The organism is Saccharopolyspora sp. ID03-671 (genome assembly GCF_045278815.1).
In the GTDB taxonomy this organism is placed as follows: domain Bacteria; phylum Actinomycetota; class Actinomycetes; order Mycobacteriales; family Pseudonocardiaceae; genus Saccharopolyspora; species Saccharopolyspora ipomoeae.
On sequence record NZ_CP134054.1, the window covers coordinates 3,981,968 to 4,001,599 of the forward strand.

The 19,632-nt window shown below is 71.1% G+C and carries 22 protein-coding genes and 1 pseudogene; 11 read left to right on the forward strand and 12 right to left on the reverse strand.

Annotation, left to right across the window (positions count from 1 at the left end; genetic code table 11):
• Nucleotides 1-55 precede the first annotated feature (55 nt).
• The 4 genes from REH65_RS18245 to REH65_RS18260 form a co-directional block, all read right to left on the reverse strand.
• On the reverse strand, nucleotides 56-727 hold the full coding sequence (locus REH65_RS18245; RefSeq protein WP_281458590.1) for a DedA family protein: 672 nt from the start codon (nucleotides 725-727) through the stop codon (nucleotides 56-58).
• Nucleotides 728-806: 79 nt separating this feature from the next.
• Nucleotides 807-992: a hypothetical protein gene (locus REH65_RS18250; RefSeq protein WP_281458591.1), complete on the reverse strand. Its 186-nt coding sequence runs from the start codon at nucleotides 990-992 to the stop codon at nucleotides 807-809.
• 56 nt (nucleotides 993-1,048) lie between these two features.
• Nucleotides 1,049-2,233 (reverse strand): N-acetylglucosamine-6-phosphate deacetylase, encoded by a 1,185-nt coding sequence (gene nagA / locus REH65_RS18255; RefSeq protein ID WP_406693194.1) that lies wholly within the window; start codon nucleotides 2,231-2,233, stop codon nucleotides 1,049-1,051.
• Between the two features lie 87 nt (nucleotides 2,234-2,320).
• On the reverse strand, nucleotides 2,321-2,890 hold the full coding sequence (locus REH65_RS18260) for a SigE family RNA polymerase sigma factor (RefSeq protein ID WP_281458593.1): 570 nt from the start codon (nucleotides 2,888-2,890) through the stop codon (nucleotides 2,321-2,323).
• A 92-nt stretch (nucleotides 2,891-2,982) separates the two neighbouring features.
• Between REH65_RS18260 and REH65_RS18265 the strand changes: the two genes are divergently transcribed.
• The 4 genes from REH65_RS18265 to REH65_RS18280 all read left to right on the forward strand — a co-directional run bounded on the left by REH65_RS18265 (nucleotide 2,983) and on the right by REH65_RS18280 (nucleotide 6,282).
• On the forward strand, nucleotides 2,983-3,261 hold the full coding sequence (locus REH65_RS18265) for a YciI family protein (RefSeq protein WP_281458594.1): 279 nt from the start codon (nucleotides 2,983-2,985) through the stop codon (nucleotides 3,259-3,261).
• Nucleotides 3,262-3,469: 208 nt separating this feature from the next.
• The gene (gene fbaA, locus REH65_RS18270) at nucleotides 3,470-4,504 is read left to right on the forward strand and encodes a class II fructose-bisphosphate aldolase (protein ID WP_281458595.1); all 1,035 of its coding nucleotides are present in this window, start codon (nucleotides 3,470-3,472) and stop codon (nucleotides 4,502-4,504) included.
• 85 nt (nucleotides 4,505-4,589) lie between these two features.
• Nucleotides 4,590-5,000 carry a DUF3151 domain-containing protein gene (locus REH65_RS18275; protein WP_281458596.1) on the forward strand — a complete coding sequence of 137 codons (411 nt, stop codon included), beginning with the start codon at nucleotides 4,590-4,592 and terminating at the stop codon, nucleotides 4,998-5,000.
• 193 nt (nucleotides 5,001-5,193) lie between these two features.
• Nucleotides 5,194-6,282, forward strand: a complete 1,089-nt coding sequence (locus REH65_RS18280; RefSeq protein ID WP_281458597.1) for an aromatic acid exporter family protein — start codon at nucleotides 5,194-5,196, stop codon at nucleotides 6,280-6,282.
• Here the strand turns inward: REH65_RS18280 and REH65_RS18285 are convergent.
• The 3 genes from REH65_RS18285 to REH65_RS18295 form a co-directional block, all read right to left on the reverse strand.
• Nucleotides 6,279-6,476, reverse strand: coding sequence for a hypothetical protein (locus REH65_RS18285; protein ID WP_406688436.1), 198 nt, complete (start codon nucleotides 6,474-6,476; stop codon nucleotides 6,279-6,281). The genes REH65_RS18280 and REH65_RS18285 overlap by 4 nt on opposite strands.
• 124 nt (nucleotides 6,477-6,600) lie before the next feature.
• Nucleotides 6,601-7,233, reverse strand: coding sequence for an HNH endonuclease family protein (locus REH65_RS18290; RefSeq protein ID WP_406688437.1), 633 nt, complete (start codon nucleotides 7,231-7,233; stop codon nucleotides 6,601-6,603).
• Nucleotides 7,234-7,386: 153 nt separating this feature from the next.
• A complete protein-coding gene (locus REH65_RS18295; protein WP_406688438.1) occupies nucleotides 7,387-8,088 on the reverse strand; it encodes a hypothetical protein in 702 nt (233 codons plus the stop codon).
• A 103-nt stretch (nucleotides 8,089-8,191) separates the two neighbouring features.
• Here REH65_RS18295 and REH65_RS18300 point away from each other — a divergent pair, with 103 nt between their 5' ends.
• Nucleotides 8,192-9,478: an adenylosuccinate synthase gene (locus REH65_RS18300; protein WP_281458601.1), complete on the forward strand. Its 1,287-nt coding sequence runs from the start codon at nucleotides 8,192-8,194 to the stop codon at nucleotides 9,476-9,478.
• Between the two features lie 125 nt (nucleotides 9,479-9,603).
• Here the strand turns inward: REH65_RS18300 and REH65_RS18305 are convergent, their stop codons facing one another.
• Together REH65_RS18305 and REH65_RS18310 are read right to left on the reverse strand one after the other, a co-directional pair.
• Entirely contained in the window at nucleotides 9,604-11,214 is a 1,611-nt protein-coding gene (locus REH65_RS18305; protein WP_406688439.1) for a Na+/H+ antiporter, read from the reverse strand.
• Nucleotides 11,215-11,362: 148 nt separating this feature from the next.
• On the reverse strand, nucleotides 11,363-12,463 hold the full coding sequence (locus tag REH65_RS18310) for a glycerophosphodiester phosphodiesterase (protein ID WP_406688440.1): 1,101 nt from the start codon (nucleotides 12,461-12,463) through the stop codon (nucleotides 11,363-11,365).
• Nucleotides 12,464-12,655: 192 nt separating this feature from the next.
• Here REH65_RS18310 and purD point away from each other — a divergent pair, with 192 nt between their 5' ends.
• The 3 genes from purD (at nucleotide 12,656) to REH65_RS18325 (ending at nucleotide 15,480) form a co-directional block, all read left to right on the forward strand.
• Entirely contained in the window at nucleotides 12,656-13,918 is a 1,263-nt protein-coding gene (gene purD, locus REH65_RS18315) for a phosphoribosylamine--glycine ligase (RefSeq protein WP_281458604.1), read from the forward strand.
• 32 nt (nucleotides 13,919-13,950) lie between these two features.
• The gene (locus REH65_RS18320; protein ID WP_406688441.1) at nucleotides 13,951-15,117 is read left to right on the forward strand and encodes a pyridoxal phosphate-dependent aminotransferase; all 1,167 of its coding nucleotides are present in this window, start codon (nucleotides 13,951-13,953) and stop codon (nucleotides 15,115-15,117) included.
• 198 nt (nucleotides 15,118-15,315) lie between these two features.
• Nucleotides 15,316-15,480 carry a hypothetical protein gene (locus REH65_RS18325; RefSeq protein ID WP_175548164.1) on the forward strand — a complete coding sequence of 55 codons (165 nt, stop codon included), beginning with the start codon at nucleotides 15,316-15,318 and terminating at the stop codon, nucleotides 15,478-15,480.
• A gap of 78 nt (nucleotides 15,481-15,558) precedes the next feature.
• Here the strand turns inward: REH65_RS18325 and REH65_RS18330 are convergent, their stop codons facing one another.
• On the reverse strand, nucleotides 15,559-16,152 hold the full coding sequence (locus REH65_RS18330) for an HAD family phosphatase (RefSeq protein WP_281458636.1): 594 nt from the start codon (nucleotides 16,150-16,152) through the stop codon (nucleotides 15,559-15,561).
• Nucleotides 16,153-16,271: 119 nt separating this feature from the next.
• Nucleotides 16,272-17,155 (reverse strand): annotated as a pseudogene (locus REH65_RS18335) (threonine aldolase family protein); the annotation flags it as partial.
• A 227-nt stretch (nucleotides 17,156-17,382) separates the two neighbouring features.
• Here REH65_RS18335 and REH65_RS18340 point away from each other — a divergent pair.
• The 3 genes from REH65_RS18340 to REH65_RS18350 all read left to right on the forward strand — a co-directional run bounded on the left by REH65_RS18340 (nucleotide 17,383) and on the right by REH65_RS18350 (nucleotide 19,229).
• On the forward strand, nucleotides 17,383-17,898 hold the full coding sequence (locus REH65_RS18340; RefSeq protein ID WP_093419930.1) for a SigE family RNA polymerase sigma factor: 516 nt from the start codon (nucleotides 17,383-17,385) through the stop codon (nucleotides 17,896-17,898).
• A gap of 51 nt (nucleotides 17,899-17,949) precedes the next feature.
• Nucleotides 17,950-18,567: a hypothetical protein gene (locus REH65_RS18345; RefSeq protein WP_406688442.1), complete on the forward strand. Its 618-nt coding sequence runs from the start codon at nucleotides 17,950-17,952 to the stop codon at nucleotides 18,565-18,567.
• 77 nt (nucleotides 18,568-18,644) lie between these two features.
• On the forward strand, nucleotides 18,645-19,229 hold the full coding sequence (locus REH65_RS18350; protein ID WP_281458608.1) for a TetR/AcrR family transcriptional regulator: 585 nt from the start codon (nucleotides 18,645-18,647) through the stop codon (nucleotides 19,227-19,229).
• Nucleotides 19,230-19,301: 72 nt separating this feature from the next.
• Here REH65_RS18350 and REH65_RS18355 read toward each other — a convergent pair whose 3' ends face one another.
• Nucleotides 19,302-19,568 (reverse strand): hypothetical protein, encoded by a 267-nt coding sequence (locus REH65_RS18355; RefSeq protein ID WP_281458609.1) that lies wholly within the window; start codon nucleotides 19,566-19,568, stop codon nucleotides 19,302-19,304.
• Nucleotides 19,569-19,632: the final 64 nt, after the last annotated feature.

A 19,632-nucleotide genomic window follows, 5' to 3' on the forward strand; every position in this document is an offset into this window, starting at 1 on the left:
CTCGCAAGCGAAGAGCCGGAACCCGAGCGGGCTCCGGCTCTCGCGGGGGACTGCGTCAGGCCGCTTCGCGGGCCTTCTCGCGGCGACCCTTGATGTACTCGATGATGATCGGGACGATCGAGATCACGACGATGACGATGGCCATCGCCTCGATGTTGTTCCGGATCCACGGGATGTTGCCGAGGAAGTACCCGAGCAGCGTCATGCTCAGGGTCCAGGCGATGCCGCCGATGGCCGAGTAGCTGAAGAACTTCTTCTGGTCCATCTGACCGATGCCGGCGACCGCCGTGATGAACGTGCGGACGATCGGCACGAAGCGGGCCAGGATGATCGCGCGGGCCCCGTACTTCTCGAAGAACGCGTGCGTCTTGTCGACGTGCTCGCGCTTGAACAGCTTCGAGTCGGGCTTGTTGAACATGGCCGGGCCGACCTTGCGGCCGATCCAGTACCCGGTCACGTTGCCGACGAAGGCGCACACCGCGAGCAGCACGCAGGTCAGCCAGATCGGCGTGTTGATCGCGCCGATGGCCACGAACATGCCGGTCACGAACAGCAGCGAGTCACCGGGCAGGAAGAAGCCGATGAGCAGACCGCATTCGGCGAAGATGATCAGGCAGACGCCGATCAGCGCGAACGGGCCCAGACCAGAGACGATGTTCTCCGGATTCAGCCAATCCGGAAGCAGAGCGAGCGCGGGCTGTGCCGCGGCGGCGAATTCGGACGTCACGCTTGCCAACGGTACCGTGGCGCCGCGCTGTCCGGATTCCGGGAGAGCAACCGGACATACACGCAGCGCACACCCGCGATCACCCGATCGGGTAAAGGACTGTGACGCCCGCCGCGAGCAGTCCCGCGAGGAGTCCCAAAACGATCACGAAGAGCAGCACTCCGCCGGGCCCCGGACGCCGGTTGCGCTGCGGTGGACCGGAACGGCCGACCGCCCGCGCCCGCAGCGCGGCGGACAGCGCGTCCTCGGTGTTCCGGCCCGTCATGCCCCGACCTTAACCAGCCGGTCGCCCGGATCGGGGTGGATCGGGGAAAGACCAGGTCAGCGAGGCTCGGCGAGCCACCGGCCGCGCCGCATGACGCCCTGGACCACCAGGTCGTCGTCGAGCACGACCAGGTCGGCGGCCGCGCCCGGCCGGATCTCGCCCACCTCGGTCAGGCCGAGCCGCCGCGCCGGGTTCGTCGAGGTGGCCGCCACCGCCGCGGGCACGGACAGCCCGCAGTCGCGGACCAGGTTGCGGAACGCGGCGTCCATCGTGAGCGTGCTGCCGGCCAGCGACCCGTCCGCGAGCCTCGGCTCGCCGTCGACGACGGTCACCGGCAGCGCACCCAGCTCGTAGGTGCCATCGCCCGCGCCGGTGGCGCTGATCGCGTCGGTGACCAGGATCGTCCGGTCCGCACCGGCGTGGGTGGCCGCGATCCGGGCGATCGTCGGGTGCAGGTGCACGAGGTCGCAGATCAGCTCGACGTCGACCCGCCCGTCGTCCAGCAGCGCCCCGACCGGTCCGGGTTCGCGGTGGTGCAGCGGACGCATGCCGTTGAACAGGTGCGTGGCCACGGTCGCCCCGGCGTCCACGGCCGCCAGCACCTGATCGGCGTCGGCGTCGGTGTGCCCGACGGCCGCGATCGCGCCGCCGTCGACCAGCTGCCGGACCGCCTCCCGCGCGCCGGGCAGCTCGGGCGCGAGGGTGACCATCCGGACCGCGCCGCGCCCGGCTTCGAGCAGCTGCCGCACGTCGTCGCGCTCCGGCGCCCGCAGCGCCTCGGGCGCGTGCGCGCCGCAGCGCGCGTGCGACAGGAACGGCCCCTCCAGGTGCACCCCGGCCAGGAGCCCTTCGGCGGTGAGCTCGGTGAGCGCGGTGATCTGCTTGACCAGCTCGGGGATCGGCGCGGACACCAGGCTGGCCAGCATCGTCGTGGTGCCGTGCGCGCGGTGGTGGCCGACGGCGGCCTGCGTCTGCTCGGGGTCGAGGGAGGTGAACGAGCCGCCGCCCCCGCCGTGGCAGTGGATGTCCACGAAGCCGGGGACCAGCCAGCTCCCGGACAGCTCGATCGCCGGTCCCCGCGGAACGGCCCGCTCGGCCCCGGCCCGGTCGCCCACGGCGCCGTCTCCGACGGCGGCGATCGTGCCCCCGGACACCCGCACCCAGCCCGGTTGTGCGACTCCGCCCGGGGTGACGACCCGCGCGCCGGTGAGGATCTGCTCGGCAGTGTTCACGCTTACGATCCTCCGCCAAACGAGAGCAGTGGTCTACACCAAAATCGGTGGTGTGCGGCTCAGTCCCCCGGACGCGGGCCGTCCACGCTCGAGCCGTCAGCCGTCGATGTGCTTCTGCAGCGCCTCCAGGGCCCGGCTCGCCGTCGACTTCACCGTCCCCTTGGACACCCCGGTGGCCTCGGCGATCTCCGCTTCCGACAGGTTGCCGTAGTAGCGCAGCACCAGCACCTCGCGCTGGCGGCGCGGCAGCTTGCTCAGCGCGTCCACCACGGCCTGGTGCTCGGCGGTGAGCATCGCCAGCGACTCCGCGGAGCGCGCGTTGGCCTGGTGCGGCGGCTGGTACTCGCGGGCCGTCTTCCGGCGGCGCAGCATCGAGCGGGACCCGTTGACCACCGCGGTCCGCAGGTAGCCGACCGCGGCGTTGGCATCGCGCAGGTTCGCCCAGTTGCGGTAGAGGCCGGTGAACGCCTCCTGCACCACGTCCTCGGCGCTGCTGATGTCGTCGACCAGCAGGATCGCCAAGCGGACCATGCGCATCCGCTGCTGCTTGTAGATGTCCTCCAGGGAGAGCGGCTGCTGCGTCTCGCGGTGGGCGCCGTCGAGCTTGCGCAACGTGCCGAACGTCTTCTCGACGCTCCGCTCGATCCCTTCCGAATCACCGCCCATGATCGAAGAACTTACCGGGCGAGGATGGGTTCGCGGGGCGGGTTCGGGTTAGCGTCATCGCGATCGTTGAATTCGCCGCGATGGAGGACGACATGGCGAGGTTCGTTGTCGAGCTGGTCTACGGCCCGGACGAGGACAAGCGGCTGGCCGTCCGGCCGGATCACCGCGAGTACTCGCGGGGCCTGGCCGACAAGGGCGTGCTGCTGGCGGGCGGGCCCTACACCGACGGCAAGGGCGCGCAGATCATCTACGAGGTCGCCGACGAGGCCGAGCTGAACGAGGTCCTGGCCGCCGACCCGTACACCGAGGCCGGCGTGATCGCCTCGACCACCATCCGCCAGTGGGAGGTCGTCACCGGCGCTTGGGTGTAGTCGGCGAGTGCCCCGGCGTGTGACTATGTGCACAGGATCGTTTTCTGAATCCTTGCACCAACTTTTCAAAACCACACCGCTGGGGCACTGTGACGCGCGAAAGAGTGGTACCTGCCCCGACGCGCCGTTGAGGGCGCTCGCGGGTTCTTAGGATGCTGCGCGATTCTCGCGTCACTGACGACCGAACTCCATCTGAGGAGGATGACCGATGCCCATCGCGACCCCCGAGGTCTACACGGAGATGCTGGACCGGGCGAAGACCGGTGAGTTCGCCTACCCAGCGATCAACGTGACCTCGTCGGAGACGCTCAACGCGGCGCTGCGCGGGTTCGCCGAGGCCGAGAGTGACGGCATCATCCAGGTGTCGACCGGTGGCGCCGAGTTCGCCTCCGGCACCAAGGTCAAGGACATGGTCACGGGCGCCACGGCGCTCGCCGAGTACGCGCACGTCGTCGCCGCCAAGTACCCGGTGAACATCGCGCTGCACACCGACCACTGCCCGAAGGACAAGCTCGACGGCTACGTCAAGCCGCTGATCCAGATCAGCCAGGAGCGCGTCAACCGCGGCGAGAACCCGCTGTTCCAGTCGCACATGTGGGACGGCTCGGCGATCGACCTCGACGAGAACCTGCAGATCGCGCAGGAGCTGCTGGAGCTGTCGGCCAAGGCCAAGATCGTCCTGGAGCTGGAGGTCGGCGTCGTCGGCGGCGAGGAGGACGGCGTTGCCAACGACATCAACGACAAGCTCTACACCGCTCCCGGCGACTACATCAAGACCGTCGACGCGCTGGGCACCGGCGAGAAGGGCCGCTACCTGCTGGCCGCGACCTTCGGCAACGTGCACGGCGTCTACAAGCCGGGCAACGTCAAGCTCCGCCCGGAGATCCTCAAGCAGGGTCAGGACGTCGTCTCCGAGAAGCTGGGCCTGCCCGCCGGCTCGAAGCCGTTCGACCTGGTCTTCCACGGTGGTTCCGGTTCGCTGCTGGAGGAGATCCACGAGGCGGTCTCCTACGGCGTGATCAAGATGAACATCGACACCGACACCCAGTACGCCTTCACCCGGCCCATCGCCGACCACATGATGAAGAACTACGACGGTGTGCTGAAGATCGACGGCGAGGTCGGCAACAAGAAGACCTACGACCCCCGCAGCTACCTCAAGGTCGCCGAGCAGGCCATGGCCGCCCGGGTCGCCCAGGGCTGCGAGGTCCTCAAGTCGACCGGCCGCATGATCGCCGGCTGACAGAACATTTTCGGTGCTCGATGGCCCGTCCGCCCGCTGGGTGGACGGGCCATCGTCGTCGAGGCGGTAGTGCGAGGATTGGGGCATGACGAGGAATCTGTTGGAGCCGCCGGAGACGCTGCTGCCGGAGAGCCCCGAGGCGCAGGGCGCCCTCGACGCCGGCACCGACCCCGCCGAGGTCGCCGCGCAGCACCCCGCGTTCAGCGCCGCCTGGGCCGCGCTCGCCGACAACGCGCTGAACGCCGGCGAGAACATCGCCGCCTACGCCTACGCCCGCACCGGCTACCACCGGGGCCTCGACGCCCTGCGCCGCGCGGGCTGGAAGGGCTTCGGCCCGGTCCCGTGGCACCACGAGCCCAACCGCGGCGTCCTCCGCTCGGTCGCCGCCCTGGCCAAGGCCGCCCGCGCCATCGGCGAGACCGAGGAGTTCGACCGCTGCCGCCAGCTCCTGGAGGACAGCGACCCCGCCTCCCTCGAAGCCAACGACCTGGCCTGACGTCCCCGAACCCGGCCACCGACGGACCCCGTCCGCAGGTGGTCGGGTTCGTCGCGCCCGGCACCTCCCGCAGCGGGTGACACGATTTCAATGGAAGTCGGGTCCCTGATCTCAATGGAAATCGGGACCAGGACTTCCGCTGAAATCGTGACCTCGCGGCGGGCACCGGCGTTCGGTGGCGGAGGATGGTGCCGTGGGGCGTGTGCGTGAGGAGTTGAGCCGGCGGCTCCGGCGGTTGTTGCGGACCGGGGTGCCGATCGTGCAGTGCGCGGTGGCGGCCGGGGTGGCGTGGTTCCTGGCGCACGACCTGGTCGGGCACGCCGCGCCGTTCTTCGCGCCCATCGCCGCGGTGATCTCGCTGGGCGTGTCGCTCGGCCAGCGGATGCGGCGGGCGCTGGAGCTCGTCGTCGGCGTGAGCATCGGCATCGGCGTCGGCGACGTGCTGATCTCGGTGATCGGCTCCGGCCCCTGGCAGATCGCGCTGGTCGTGGCGCTGGCGATGTCCACGGCGGTCCTGCTGGACAGCGGCGGCGTGATCGTCCTGCAAGCGGCGTCCTCATCGGTGCTGGTCGCGACGTTGCTGCCGCCCGCGACCTCCGGCGGGCTGACGCGGATGCTCGACGCCGTCGTCGGCGGTCTCGTCGGCTTCGCCGTCGCCGCGCTGCTGCCCGCCAACCCGCTGTCGGTGGCGCACCGCAACGGGCGCGTCGTGCTCGGCGAGCTGGCCGACGCGCTGCGCGGGGTCGCCAGCGCGGTCGCGCACCGGGACGTCTCGATGGCCGCCGACGTGCTGGCCAAGGCCCGCAAGAGCCACAAGTCCGTCGAGGAGCTCCGCACCGCCCTGGAGGCCGGGGCCGAGATCGCCCGGTTCGCGCCCATCCGCTGGCGCAGGCGTCGCGACCTCGAACGCTACGAAACCGCGGCCACGCCCGTCGACCGGGCGCTGCGCAACACCCGCGTGCTGGCCCGGCGCGCCCTGGCGGCGCTGCGCGACGGCGAACCCGTCCCGCGCCCGCTGCCGGGCATGCTCGAAGAGCTCGCCGGAACCGTCGTGCTGCTGCGCGACGAGCTCGCCAGCGGCAAGGACCCGCTGCAGGCCAGGGAGGCCGCGCGCTCGGTGGCCAAGAAGTCCACCGTGGAACTGCTGGGCGAGGGCGACTTCTCGATGCAGGTCGTGGTCCTGCAGGTCCGCTCCATCGCCGTCGACCTGCTGCAAGCCTCCGGCCTCACCCGCAACGAGGCCGTGGCGGCCCTCCCGACCCTGCACCCGGACGAGGACTAGGGCCGGTTCAGCACCGCCGCCAGGGAGGCGTGCAGCGGCTCGTGGTCGCGCGGGTCGTGCAGGTCGCAGTCGGCGGCGGAGAGGCGGTACCACTCCTCGGCGCCGTCGTAGCGGATCCACACCTTCACGGCGCCGTCCTCGCAGGCCGTCGCCAGCTCCAGGTCGCCGGTGATCACGCCGACCTCGTCGGTCATCACCCCACCCGGAGGCGCTGTCACGGTAGTGCGCAACTCAGCCATGCGCGCAGTATGCCTCCCCTGACGACGAGGAACGGGCACCTCCACGCCCGGGAGGTGCCCGTTCCTCGGGTGAATCCGATCAGCAGCCGTCCAGTGCGGTCTGCAGCGCGCCCTTCTCGGCCTCGGTGACGGTCAGCTGGTACTTGTGCTTGGTGCCGACCCACATCGAGGCGTAGGTGCAGTGGTAGTCGGTCGACGGCGGCATCCAGGCGTCCGGGGTCTGGTCGCCCTTCTCCTGGTTGACGTTGTCGGTGACCGCGATGAGCTGCGGGCCCTCCAGGTCGTTGGCGAAGGCCTGGCGCTGCTCCTGCGTCCACTCGGCAGCGCCGGAGCGCCACGCGGCGGCCAGCGGCACCACGTGGTCGATGTCCAGGTCGGACGGCTGGGTCCAGGTCTCGCCGTCGTAGGGGCTCACCCAGCTGCCCGAGGTCGGGTAGCAGTCGGAGCCGACCTCGACGCCGTCACCGTCGCGCTTGAGCACCGACTCGCGGGTGCTGCAGCCGTCGGAACCCTCGTTCCAGTGCGGGAACTTCTCCCGGTCGTAGCCGTCCATCGAGCCCTCGGCGGCGACGGTCAGCTCGCCGAGCTGGGTCTGGGCGGTGGCCGGGTCCGGGATGCCGGGCGGCTCGGCGCCCGCCGGCACCGCCAGTCCGAGCCCGATCAGGCCGGCCAGCGGCAGCGCGGCGAGGGTGGTGCGCAGCGAACGTGTCATGGCTTCCTCCGCGGTGGGCGTGCATCGCCTGCTCGGGGATGACGATTGCCCACGTGAGTGGACGATTCAATGCCGCGGAGTGACCGGAAGGTGACATGGCGTGAAGTCGCCACCGATCAGGGGGCGCAAATGTGAATTCCACACACCCGGTGATCAGCGGGCCAGGTTCAGGTCCTCGGTGTGCCGGTACCAGACCCACTTCTCCGTCGGACGCGGGTGATCGGTCCCGTCGTGCCGCACGGTCGCCGACCGGAACGACGCCTGGAACGCCCGGCCGCGCGCCACGTGCTCCTTGCGGCGCAGCAACCCGCGCCGGGCGACGGTGACCCGAAGGCCGTCCATCGGGGGATCGATCGTGTGGTTCATCGGATCGGCCGTCGGGTCCGGCAGCGGCTCGGCGTCCGGGTCCGGCGAGACCACCAGGCTCTGCGCGGGGCCGTTGAGGACCTGCTCGTCGTCGCAGTAGGCCTGCCCGGTGATCGGCGCGATCACGCCCTCTCCCAGCAGCACCCCGCCCGAGTCGTCCCTGATCAGCGGAACCGGGCGCGGCTCGGCGGTCAGCGCCCGCTCGACGTCGTCGACGGCGAGCCCCCACAACCGGGCCACCGGCGAGTCGGCGACCGGCACGTAGCCGACGGTCAGCTCGGTGAGCCGCTCCTTGCGCAGCAGCCGCAGCACGACCGCCGCCAGGTCCATGTCCGTGCCGCGCACCACCACACGATCGGTGGCTTCCGCCAGCAGCGGATCGACCTCGTTGCGGCCCGGCGCCGCCGAAACCTCGTGCCATTGCGCACCGTCACCGGACGGACGCACTGCGCCACCAACGTTTCCGCAGGACAATGCGGTGGTACTCACGTTTCGCTCCTGGTTTACCCTGATCGACCGGCATACCCCGTGGTGGGAGCGGGCGAAGCGTGCGGTCACGCTGGCGACCACCCAGTCCAGGTTGGAGTTTCACATGCCGGCGATCGTGCTGATCGGCGCCCAGTGGGGCGACGAAGGCAAGGGTAAGGCGACCGACCTGCTCGGCGAGCAGGCGCAGTGGGTCGTGCGTTACCAGGGCGGCAACAACGCGGGACACACCGTCGTGCTCCCGGACGGGCAGGACTTCGCGCTGCACCTCATCCCGTCGGGGATCCTCACCCCCGGCGTGACGAACGTGATCGGCAACGGCGTCGTCGTCGACCCGGGAGTCCTGCTGGAGGAGCTCGCGGGGCTGGAGGAGCGCGGGGTCGACACCTCGCGGCTGCTGCTGTCCGCCGACGCGCACCTGATCATGCCGTACCACGTGGCCATCGACCGCGTCACCGAGCGATACCTGGGCAAGAAGCAGATCGGCACCACCGGCCGCGGCATCGGCCCCTGCTACCAGGACAAGATCGCTCGCGTCGGCGTGCGGATGCAGGACCTGCTCGACGAGAAGATCCTGCGCCAGAAGGTCGAGGCCGCCCTCGACATCAAGAACCAGATCCTGGTCAAGGTCTACAACCGGCGGGCGATCGACGCCGAAGAGGTCGTCGACACGGTGCTGGAGCAGGCGGAGAAGTTCGCCAACCGCATCTCCGACACCAAGCTGAAGATCAACCAGGCGCTGGAGCGCGGCGAGACGGTGCTGCTGGAGGGTTCGCAGGGCACCCTGCTCGACGTCGACCACGGCACCTACCCGTTCGTGACCTCGTCGAACCCGACCTCCGGTGGTGCTTCGGCCGGTTCCGGCGTCGGCCCGACCAAGATCAGCGCCGTGATCGGCATCCTCAAGGCATACACGACGCGGGTCGGCGCGGGCCCGTTCCCGACCGAGCTGACCGACGAGGCCGGCGAGAACCTGCGCAAGCAGGGCGGCGAGTTCGGCGTCACCACCGGTCGCTCGCGGCGGACCGGCTGGTTCGACGCGGTGATCGCCCGCTACGCGACCCGCGTCAACGGCATCACCGACTACTTCCTGACCAAGCTCGACGTGCTCTCCGGCCTGGAGACCATCCCGATCTGCGTCGCCTACGACGTCGACGGCGAGCGGGTCGAGGAGATGCCGATGACGCAGACCGGCGTGCACCACGCGGTTCCGGTGTACGAGGAGATGCCGGGCTGGTGGGAGGACCTCAGCGACTGCCGCACCTTCGAGGACCTGCCGGCCAACGCCCGCGCCTACATCGAGCGCATCGAGGAGCTCTCCGGAGCCCGCGTCTCGGCGATCGGCGTCGGCCCCGGCCGCGACCAGACGATCGTGCGTCACACCATGGCGTGATCCTTTCGGTGGTGGGGAAGTTTTCATGAAAACTTCCCCACCACCCACGGGACGTCGGATCCCTCGGTTCTCGACGGAGGGAGCGAAGTTTTCATGAAAACTGCGCCCTCCCAGGAACCGGGGTGTCAGCGGTTCCGCCAGGAGCCCTCGACCGCTGCTTCCTGCAGGTCGAGCTCCCTGAAGACGCGGCGGAGGACCTCGTCGTCGAGGTGGCCCGCGTCGCGTTCGTCGGCGATGGCCGAGCGCTGCACCTCGATGGTGCCGCGGCGCAGCTCCGCGAACGTCCGCGTCGCCGTGTCGGCGCGCTCGGCGGGAGTGCGCCCCACCTGCTCGGCCGCCGCCAAGCCCTGGTGCTCGACCACGTCCCGCATCCGGCTCACCATCCGGTTCAGCGCTGAGCGCTCGCAGCGCGCCTCGCCCGGGGTGAGCCCGTCCAGGTAGGCCAGCGCCGCGTTGGTGGCGATCCGCCGCGCCTCCGCCTCGGCCTGGTCGTCGCTGCGCGCCTCCTCCGGGTCGGTGACGCCCAGGCGGCGGATCAGCGGCGGCAGCGTGGTGCCCTGGATCAAGATCGTGGCCACCGTGAGCACCGCGGCGACGAACTGGATCACCTCGCGACCGGGCAGCGGAGCACCGGCCTCGGTGGTGAACGGGATCGCGCCCGCCGCCGCCAGCGTCACCACCCCGCGCATCCCCGCCCAGGACAGCACCGCGGTCCGGCGCCACCGGCCGCCGCGCCGCCCGCTCATGATCAGGTGCGACACGCCGGGCAGGTAGTTCGAGGCGAACATCCACAGCACCCGGAACGCGATCGCCGACACCAGGATCAGCAGCGTGGCCAGCAGGATCCCGCTCATCGGGCGGCCGGACCCCACGACGTCGCCGACCACCGACTTCAGCTGCAGACCGATGTAGGCGAACACCAGGCTCTCCAGCAGCAGGTTGATCGCACCCCACACCGTGTGCTCCTGCAGCCGCCCGGCGGCGCGCGCCCGCGGCAGGTTGTGCCCCACGTACAGCCCGGCGGTGACCACCGCGAGAACACCGGAGCCCTGCAGCTCCTCGGCGGTCAGGTAGGCGATGAACGGCACCAGCACGCCCAGCAGCGTCGCCACCTGCACGTCCGGGATGTGCTGGCGGGCCAGCTGGGCGAGCATCCCGAAGCCCAGCCCCAGCACCACTCCGACCACCACGGCCAGCGCGAACACGCCGATCCCGTGGGCGAGCGACGGCGTCGTCCCCACGGCGGCGGTGATCGCCATCCGGTAGATCGTCAGCGCCGCCGCGTCGTTGATCAGGCTCTCACCGCCGAGCACCGTCATCACGCCGCGCGGCAGCTTCAGCTGGCGGCCGATCGCCGCCGCCGTCACCGCGTCCGGCGGCGCGATCACCGCGCCCAGCACGATCGCCGAGGCCAGCGGCAGGTCCGGGATCAGCGTGAACGCGATCCAGCCGAGCACGAACGACGTGACGATCACCTGCAGCACGCCGTGGTGCACGATCGGGCGGATCCGCGCCCGGAAGTTGGTGAACGAGCTGTCCAGCGCCGCCGCGTACAGCAGCGGCGGGAGGACCGCGGTGAGCAGCAGTTCCGGCTCGATCCGCAGCGGGTCGAGGCCGGGCACCAGCGACACGGCCATCCCGACGGCGACCAGCAGCAGCGGCGAGGCGATCTCCCGGCTCCGAGCCAGCGCCGTGACGAGCAACGCCCCGATCAGCACCAGGATCAGCTGAACCACCGCACACCTCCGTCCACGGTGGACACCTTAGGTGCGCACCCCGCCGATCACCCGAAACGACGAAACCGCCGCCCCCGAAAAGGGGACGACGGTCTCACTCACCTCGCGGGAGACCCGATTTCAATGGGAATCGGGTGACCCCGGCGGGTCAGTGCTGGTCGCGGGCGGTGAGGGCGAGGTCGGGCATGTCGCTGAAGATGCCGTCGACGTTCTGGGCGTAGAGGGCGTGGAAGAAGGCGAGGACGTCGCCCCACTGAGCCGGGTCCGCGGAGGACTGGAAGTCCGCCGGGAGGAAGGTGTTCTCGGCGCGGACCGTGTAGGGGACGACCTGGAGGCCGGCGGCGTGGGCGTCGGCGACGACCGCCGTCGGCTCGGTGAGGTGGTTGGAGCCGTCGACCGGGAGGATCACCTTCGTGTCGGGGCCGATGACGTCGGCGTAGGTGGCGATCTCCTTCAAGCCCTCCGGCGTGACCATGTCGGCGTAGGTGCGCGGGTCGCCGGTCTCGATGAAGTCCTGCGGGGCGCCCGTGTTGCTGATCAGCTGCACCAGCCGCACCCGGAGCTCGTCGCGCAGCTCCTTGAGGTTGCCGACCTCGAAGGACTGGACGACGACCTTCGAGTCCTTCTCGTTGAGCCCGTTGCCGTCGAGCGTCTCGACCAGGCCCGGCTCGACCGGCAGGCCGATCTGCCGGAAGTAGCTGGGGTGCTTGGTCTCCGGGGCCACGCCGATGTCGCGGCCGAGCTCCTTCGACAGCCGGGCCCGCAGGTCCAGCACCTCCTGGAACGTCGGCACCTCGTAGAGGCCGTCGTAGACCGTGTTGTGCTGCCGGATCTCCGGGATGCGCTCCTTCGCGCGCAGCGTCTTGAGCTCCGCGAGGGTGAAGTCCTCGGTGAACCAGCCGGTCATCTCGGTGCCGTCGATGACCTTGGTGGTCTTGCGGGAGGCGAACTCCGGGTGCTCGGCGACGTCGGTGGTGCCGCCGATCTCCGGCTCGTGCCGGGCGACGAGCACGCCGTCCTTGGTGGGCACCAGGTCCGGCTCGATGAAGTCGGCGCCCATCCGGGCGGCCAGCTCGTAGGAGGCCAGCGTGTGCTCCGGCCGGTAGCCGGACGCGCCGCGGTGGCCGAACACCTCGATCTGCTCCGCTCCCGGCGCCGACTCGGCGGCGGTGGCCGGGCCGGTGGCGATCACCCCCAGTGCGGCAGCTCCCGCGACGGACAACGCGATCAACCGTCCCCGAATCGTCATGTGCACTCCTCGCTGTGACTGTGGCGGGCCCACTCAACTTGCCGCAACCGACGCGCGAGGCACACCTGTGCGACCGGAGGGTGAACGCCGACCGACGGACCAACCCCGCGCGACCTGCGGTGCGCCATCCGGACGCAGCACTTCCCGGGGGCAGCGGGCGAGTGGCTCACCGCACGCTCTACGCTGCGGTTTGTGCGAATCCTCGTGATCGGCGGTGGCGGCCGGGAGCACGCGATCGTGCTGGCCCTCTCCCGTGACCCCTCCGTGACGGCACTCGCCTGCGCGCCCGGCAACGCCGGTACCGCTGCGCTCGCCGAGTCCTACGCCGTCGACGTGGCCAAGCCCGACGAGGTGGCCGCGCTGGCCACCCGCTGGAAGGCCGACCTGGTCGTCTTCGGTCCGGAGACCCCGCTGGTCGCGGGCGCCTCCGACGCGGTCCGCGCGGCGGGAATCCCGTGCTTCGGCCCGTCCAAGGCGGCGGCCCGCATCGAGGGTTCCAAGGCGTTCGCCAAGGACGTCATGGTGTCGGCGGGCGTGCCCACCGCCCGCAGCGAGATCGTGGACAACCCCGCCAAGCTCGACGCCGCGCTGTCCGGTTTCGGCCCCACCTGGGTGGTCAAGGACGACGGTCTGGCGGCAGGCAAGGGCGTGCTGGTCACCAGCGACTTCGACGCGGCCCGCGCGCACGCCATGAAGCTGCTCGACGGCGGCCACCCGGTGCTGCTGGAGTCGTTCCTCGACGGCCCCGAGGCCTCGCTGTTCTGCCTGGTCGACGGCACCACGGTGGTCCCGCTGCTGCCCGCGCAGGACTTCAAGCGCGTCGGTGACGAGGACGCCGGGCCCAACACCGGCGGCATGGGCGCCTACGCGCCGCTGCCGTGGGCCCCGGACGGCCTGGTCGACGAGGTGGTGCGCACGGTCGTGCAGCCCACCGTCGACGAGCTCGACCGCCGAGGCACCCCGTTCTCCGGCCTGCTCTACGCGGGTCTGGCGCTGACCTCGAACGGCCCGCAGGTCATCGAGTTCAACTGCCGCTTCGGCGACCCCGAGACCCAGGCCGTGCTGGCCCTGCTGCACACCCCGCTGGCGCGGCTGTTCCACGCCGTCGCCAACGGCGAGCTCGCCGACCAGCCGCCGCTGGAGTGGGAGCCGGGTTCGGCGGTGACGGTCGTGCTGGCCGCTGAGGGCTACCCGGGCCGTCCGCGCGTCGACGACGTCATCCAGGGCTCGGACATGCAGGGAGTGCTGCACTCGGGCACCCGGCGCCGCGAGGACGGCGCGGTGCTGTCCTCGGGCGGTCGCGTCCTGTCGGTGGTGGCCACCGGTCCCGACCTGACGGCCGCGCGCGACGAGGTCTACAAGCGGGTCGAGCGGGTGCACCTGCCCGGCGCGCACTGGCGCACCGACATCGCCCGCCGCGCCGCCGACGGCGAGATCACCGTCCCCCGCGCCTGACCTGACGCGTTCGCCCTGGCAGGCTTGCACCCATGAGTGGTCAGCACCCCGCGCTCGCCGTCGCGGCGCGAGCCGATGTGGCTCCGTTCCAGGTCATGGAGGTTCTCTCGGCTGCTGCGAAGCGGCAGCGGGAGCTCGGTGACGTCGTGTCCCTGGCCGCCGGGCAGCCGTCCACCCCGGCACCGAAGGCCGTGCGGGAGGCCGCCGCGCGCGCCCTGGAGGGCAACGCGCTGGGCTACACCGAGCAGCTGGGCGTCCTGGAGCTGCGGGAGGCCATCGCCGGGCACTGCGAGAAGGCCTACGGCCGCTCGGTTCCGGTGGACGAGGTCGTGGTCACCACGGGTGCGTCGGGCGCGTTCCTGCTGGCGTTCCTCAGCGCCTTCGACGCCGGTGACCGGGTCGCGCTGGCCAGCCCCGGCTACCCCGCCTACCGCAACATCCTGTCCGCGCTGGGCTGCGAGGTCGTGGAGCTGCCCTGCGACGCCTCCACCCGGTTCCAGCCGACGGTGGCGATGCTGGAGGACCTCGACGAGCCGGTGCGCGGGCTCATCGTGGCCAGCCCCAACAACCCGACCGGCACCGTGCTCTCCCGCGACGAGCTCGCCGAGCTCGCGGGCTGGTGCGAGGCCAACGGGGTGCAGCTGATCAGCGACGAGATCTACCACGGGCTCAGCTACGGCGAACCGCTGCACACGGCGCGCGAGTTCTCCGCCGAGGCGATCGTGGTGAACAGCTTCTCCAAGTTCTGGTCGATGACCGGCTGGCGGCTCGGCTGGATGCTGGTGCCGCCGCGGCTGCTGCGCGCCGTCGACTCGCTGACCGGCAACTTCACCCTGTGCCCGCCCGCGCTGTCGCAGCAGGCGGCCGTCGCGGCGTTCAGCCCGGAGGCCTACGACGAGGTCGAGGCGCACGTGGAGCGCTACCGGGAGAACCGGGCGCTGCTGCTCGACGGGCTGGCGAAGGCGGGCATCACCAAGGTCGCCCCGGCCGACGGCGCGTTCTACGCGTGGGTGGACATCGGCGACCACACCGACGACGCGACGTCGTTCTGCCGCCGCCTCCTCGACGACACCGGGGTCGCGCTCGTCCCGGGCGTGGACTTCGACCCGCAGCGCGGCCACCACTACCTGCGCCTCTCCTTCGCGGGCGACCCGGGGGACATCACCGAGGCGGTGCAGCGCCTGGGCGCCTGGCTGTAGACCTCGGGTCCCGACGCGGTGACCCGATTTCAATGGAGATCAGGAACCCGACTTCCGTTGAAATCGGGTCGGGCACGGGGCGGGCGGGACTCGGGGAGACCCTGATGTTTCCCGGGTCCGGGTCTCGCGACCTGCCGTTTCAGGGGTTCTGTCTGGCAGGCTGGAGCTGCGGGAAGGTCCCGGCGAGAGGTGGTCGCGATGTGGTGGAAGATCCTCGGCGGGCTGCTGGCCCTGTGGCTGGTGATGTCCGTGGCCGGATTCCTGATCAAGGGCCTGTTCTGGCTCGCCGTGATCGGCGGCGTCCTGTTCCTCGCCACCGCGGCCATCGGCTGGTCCAAGGACAAGAAGCAGATCAAGCCCTGAAGCCGGCCGTCGTGGTGGCTCCGCGCGGCGGTGCGGGCTGAGCCCGGCACCTGGAACGGCGGCTTCGCCCCCTCGGGCTCAGGCGGCCAGCTGGTCCTGGAGGAGGTCTCGCGCGCGGACGGCCGAGGTCCAGCGCTCGGCGTGCAGGCCCGCGCGGCGGGCGCCCGCGATGTTCTCCTCGCGGTCGTCGAAGAACAGGCACTCCTCGGGGCGCGCTCCGAGGGTGTCCAGCAGGATCCGCCAGATCTCCGCGTCGGGCTTGATGACCCGCAGGTCGCCGGAGAACAGCAGGTGCTCGAAGTACCGCGCCCACGGCTTGCTCTCCGCGGCGCGGGCGAACGTGGTGGAGGCGTTGGACAGCAGCGCCAGGTGCGCGCCGCGCCGGTGCAGGTCCTCCAGCAGCGCCAGCGTCTCCGGGTCGGTGGACATCCAGCCGTCGACGTCGACGCTGGTCAGCCGCTGGATCAGCGAGTCGTCGACCTCGCGGTCCAGCCGGGCGGCCACCGCGCGCCAGTAGTCGGCGTCCGACAGCCCGGCGTCGTAGGCGCCGCGTTCGCTCCAGTAGGCCGGCTCGAAGGCTTCCGGGGTGCTGCTCAGCAGCGCGGCCAGCTGGGGCAGCGCCGTGATGCGGCGGCTGATCACCTCGCCGTAGTCGAACACGATCCACCGCAGCACGGGCACCTCCGCTGCTCGGACGCCCGATCCCGACCGGGTCAGGCCCCGGTGCCGGCGATCCGGCGCAACGCCTCTTCCACGTCCGACTTCGACACGTTCCGGTGCGTGACGAACCGGACCTGACCGTTCATCGGCACCGCCAGCACACCCACCGAACGCAGTCGCTGCAACGTCAACTGCACGTCCGGCACCGCCGCCAGCAGCATGTTCGTCTGCGGGGTCGTGACCTGCCAGCCCTGCTCGACGAGGCCGTCGGCGAGGAGCCGGGCGTTGTCGTGATCATCCCCCAGCGCGTCGAGCCGGTCCAGCGCGACCAGCCCGGCCGCCGCCAGCACGCCGCCCTGCCGCACGCCGCCGCCGAGCATCTTGCGGATCCGCCGTCCGGCCTTGATGAACTCCGCCTCACCGGCCAGCACCGATCCGACCGGCGCGCCCAGCCCCTTGCTCAGGCACACCTGCACGCTGTCCACGCCCACCGTCAGGGCCGCGGGCGGCACGCCGAGCGCCACCGAGGCGTTCCACAGCCGGGCGCCGTCGAGGTGCACCTTGAGCCCGAGCTCCTTCGCCGCGGCCGCCAGCCGGGCGTGCTCGTGCGGCGGGACGACCGCTCCACCCGCGCCGTTGTGCGTGTTCTCCAGGCACAGCAGCGTGGTGTGCAGGGCGTCGTAGGCCATCGTCAGGTTGGCCTGGGCGCGGACCGCCTCGGCGGTCGGCCTGCCCGGTCCGGCGTCCCAGTCCAGCGGGTCCGGCATGCCCCCGGCCAGCCAGGCCGCCGAGCCCAGCTCGTGGTTGAGCACGTGCGCACCGCGCGGCGCCAGGAACCGGTCGCCCCGCTTGAGGTGCAGCATCAGCGCGATCAGGTTGCCCATCGTCCCGCTGGGGACCACAGCGCCGACGAGGTGCCGAGCAGCTGGGCCACCCGTTCCTCGAGCGCGCGCATGGTGGGATCGTGGTCGAGTACGTCATCGCCGACGTCGGCGGTGGCCATGGCGGCCAGCATCTGCTCGTCGGGACGAGTCACCGTGTCGGAGCGGAGGTCGATGGGCGCCGGAGTGGTCACGAACCGATCACATCACACCTGCGGGGGGTCTGGGCAATGGCCCTGTGAGACGTGAATTCACCGCTGCGGTATCAATCACAGGTGGATCCGTCCCCGCGGGCGTGCAACGGTCGGGGCGCGCGATCCCGTCATAGCAGTGCAGGCAACGAACGAGCGGAGAGTTCCGCGTGGACCAGCGCGAAGAGCAGGAGTTCGCGGAGTACTTCGTGGCTCGGCGGGAGGCGGTGCGTCGGATGGCGTACATGATGTGCGGCGACTGGCACCGCGCGGACGATCTCGCCCAGACCGCGTTCATCGCCCTGCACCGTCACTGGCGGAAGGTCCGGGACAAGGGCGCGCTCGACGCCTACGTGCGCCGGACCCTCACCCGCGCGGTGATCGACGAGTCGCGGCGGCCCTGGCGACGGGAGAGGGCCGCCGAGACTCTGCCCGACAGTCCGGTCGACGACCCGGACGTGGACGACTCGGTGTCCACCAGGCAGACCCTGATAGCCGGTCTGCGCCAGGTGCCGCCGAAGCAGCGCGCCGTGCTGGTCCTGCGCTTCCTGGAGGGGCTGGACGTGGCAGGGGTCGCGGCCGTCATGCGCTGCAGCGAAGGAACCGTGAAGAGTCAGTGCGCCCGGGGGTTGGCGACATTGCGGGAGGCGCTGGGAGACGAGCTCGGGGATCTGAGGTCCGCGTGAAGGGGGTGCGGGTTGGACGAGCGCAAGCTCGAAGAGCTTTTCCGTGACTCGGTGCGAACCGTTCCGCCGGCGTCGTTCGACGAAGGTGATGTCGCGACCGCGTCGCGCCGGATCACGGCCCGGCGCCGGGTGACCGCCACCGTCGGCGGCACGGCGGTGGCCGCCGCCGTGCTGGTCGGCGGGATCGGCGTGGGCTCCGGCTGGTTCACGTCCTCGACGGACACCGCGGCGAGCCCGCCTCCGGCGGTACCGCTGACGGCGGCGCCGGGGCCGCAGATCGAGTCCACCGGGATCACGCCGCGTTCGGGGGGCTGCAAGCCCGACCCGGGTCTGGTCGAGGCCGTCGAGGTGACGCTGCCCGAGGCGGGCGGCACCACGCCGACCTCGGTGCTGTCGTGCCCGACCGGGGCCAAGGCGGCGGCGTTCCCGCTGCGCGACGGTTCCGCGGCGGGCCGGGTGACGGTGCTGGTCAGCCCGGCGGGCACCGCGCAGGCGGGCCAGTCCGCGCCGGGCGACGTGCAGCGTCCCGACGGGGCGCAGCAGTCGGTGCGCAAGGCGCGCAGCGGCAAGCTCGTCGTGGTGGTCAGCGAACCCGAGCAGGGCTCGCCGGCGGCGCCGTTCGGCACCCGGCTGGCGCACGTCGCGGGCGACCTCGCCGCCCGGTTCTGACTGGTCACCGGGGTCGTGCTCATCCGCGGCGGCGGCAGCCAAAGCGACAATGCGGACTCGGCATAGGATCGCGTGTCATGACAGCGGCCAGCACACCCAAGGGAGAGCGGCGGCGGCAGGCGTTGGTGACGGCTGCGGCGCAGCTGCTCGTCGAGGGCGGGTTCGACGCGGTCCGGCACCGGGCCGTGGCCGAGCGCGCCGGGCTCCCGCTGGCCTCGACGACCTACTACTTCTCCTCGCTGGAAGACCTGATCAGCGCGGCCGTCGAGCACAACGGCCGGGAGGAGCTGGCCGCCGGGCACGCCCGGCTCGCCGACCTGTCCGCGCAGCCGCGCAGCACCGACACCGTGATCGAGCTGCTGCTGGACCTGCTGCTCGGCGTCGACTCCCGCGACGGCGGCGTCGAACCGGTGCTGCTGCGCTACGAGCGCCTGGTGGGTTCGCCGCGCCGCCCGTACCTCACGCCGCTGATGCGGGAGATGGCCGCCGAGCTGCAGCAGCTGCTCGCGGAGATCTTCCGCCGCAGCGACATGGAGGTCCCAGCGGAGCGGCTCACCGAGCTGGTCGCGCTGGTGGACGGCGCGGTGGTCAACGCGCTCATCGAATCGGACCCGGACCCGCGGGGCGCCGCGCGCAGGATGTTGCGCGCCCAGCTGTCCTGATCCCCAGCAGTCCTGATGCGCGTGCAAGAACGCTGAACCGGACGCCGCGCGAACCGCGACCGTGCTTTCGCGTCAGAAATCCCAGGTGATTTCCGCGAAATTCCCGTCGGCGATCAGTTGTTCGCAGTCGAGACATTTCTCGGCGATGTTCTTCGTCTGCGGTTCTCGTCCGAGCGGAGTGGGTTGCGGGATTTTGACCTCGTGCTCGCAGAGCGCCGGTACCACCTGGCCGGAATATACCGCGCCTGGTCGCATCGTCGTCGCGTGCCGAAGGGTCTGACCAGTGCCGACTATCCAGAAAGCGTCCTGCCGGTCCTCGGCGAACCTGTTGATGCTCATCCGCTCCCGTTCCTGTGCACAAGCCGCGAATGCTTGGGCCAACGATATGGTCGCGCCGTTGTAT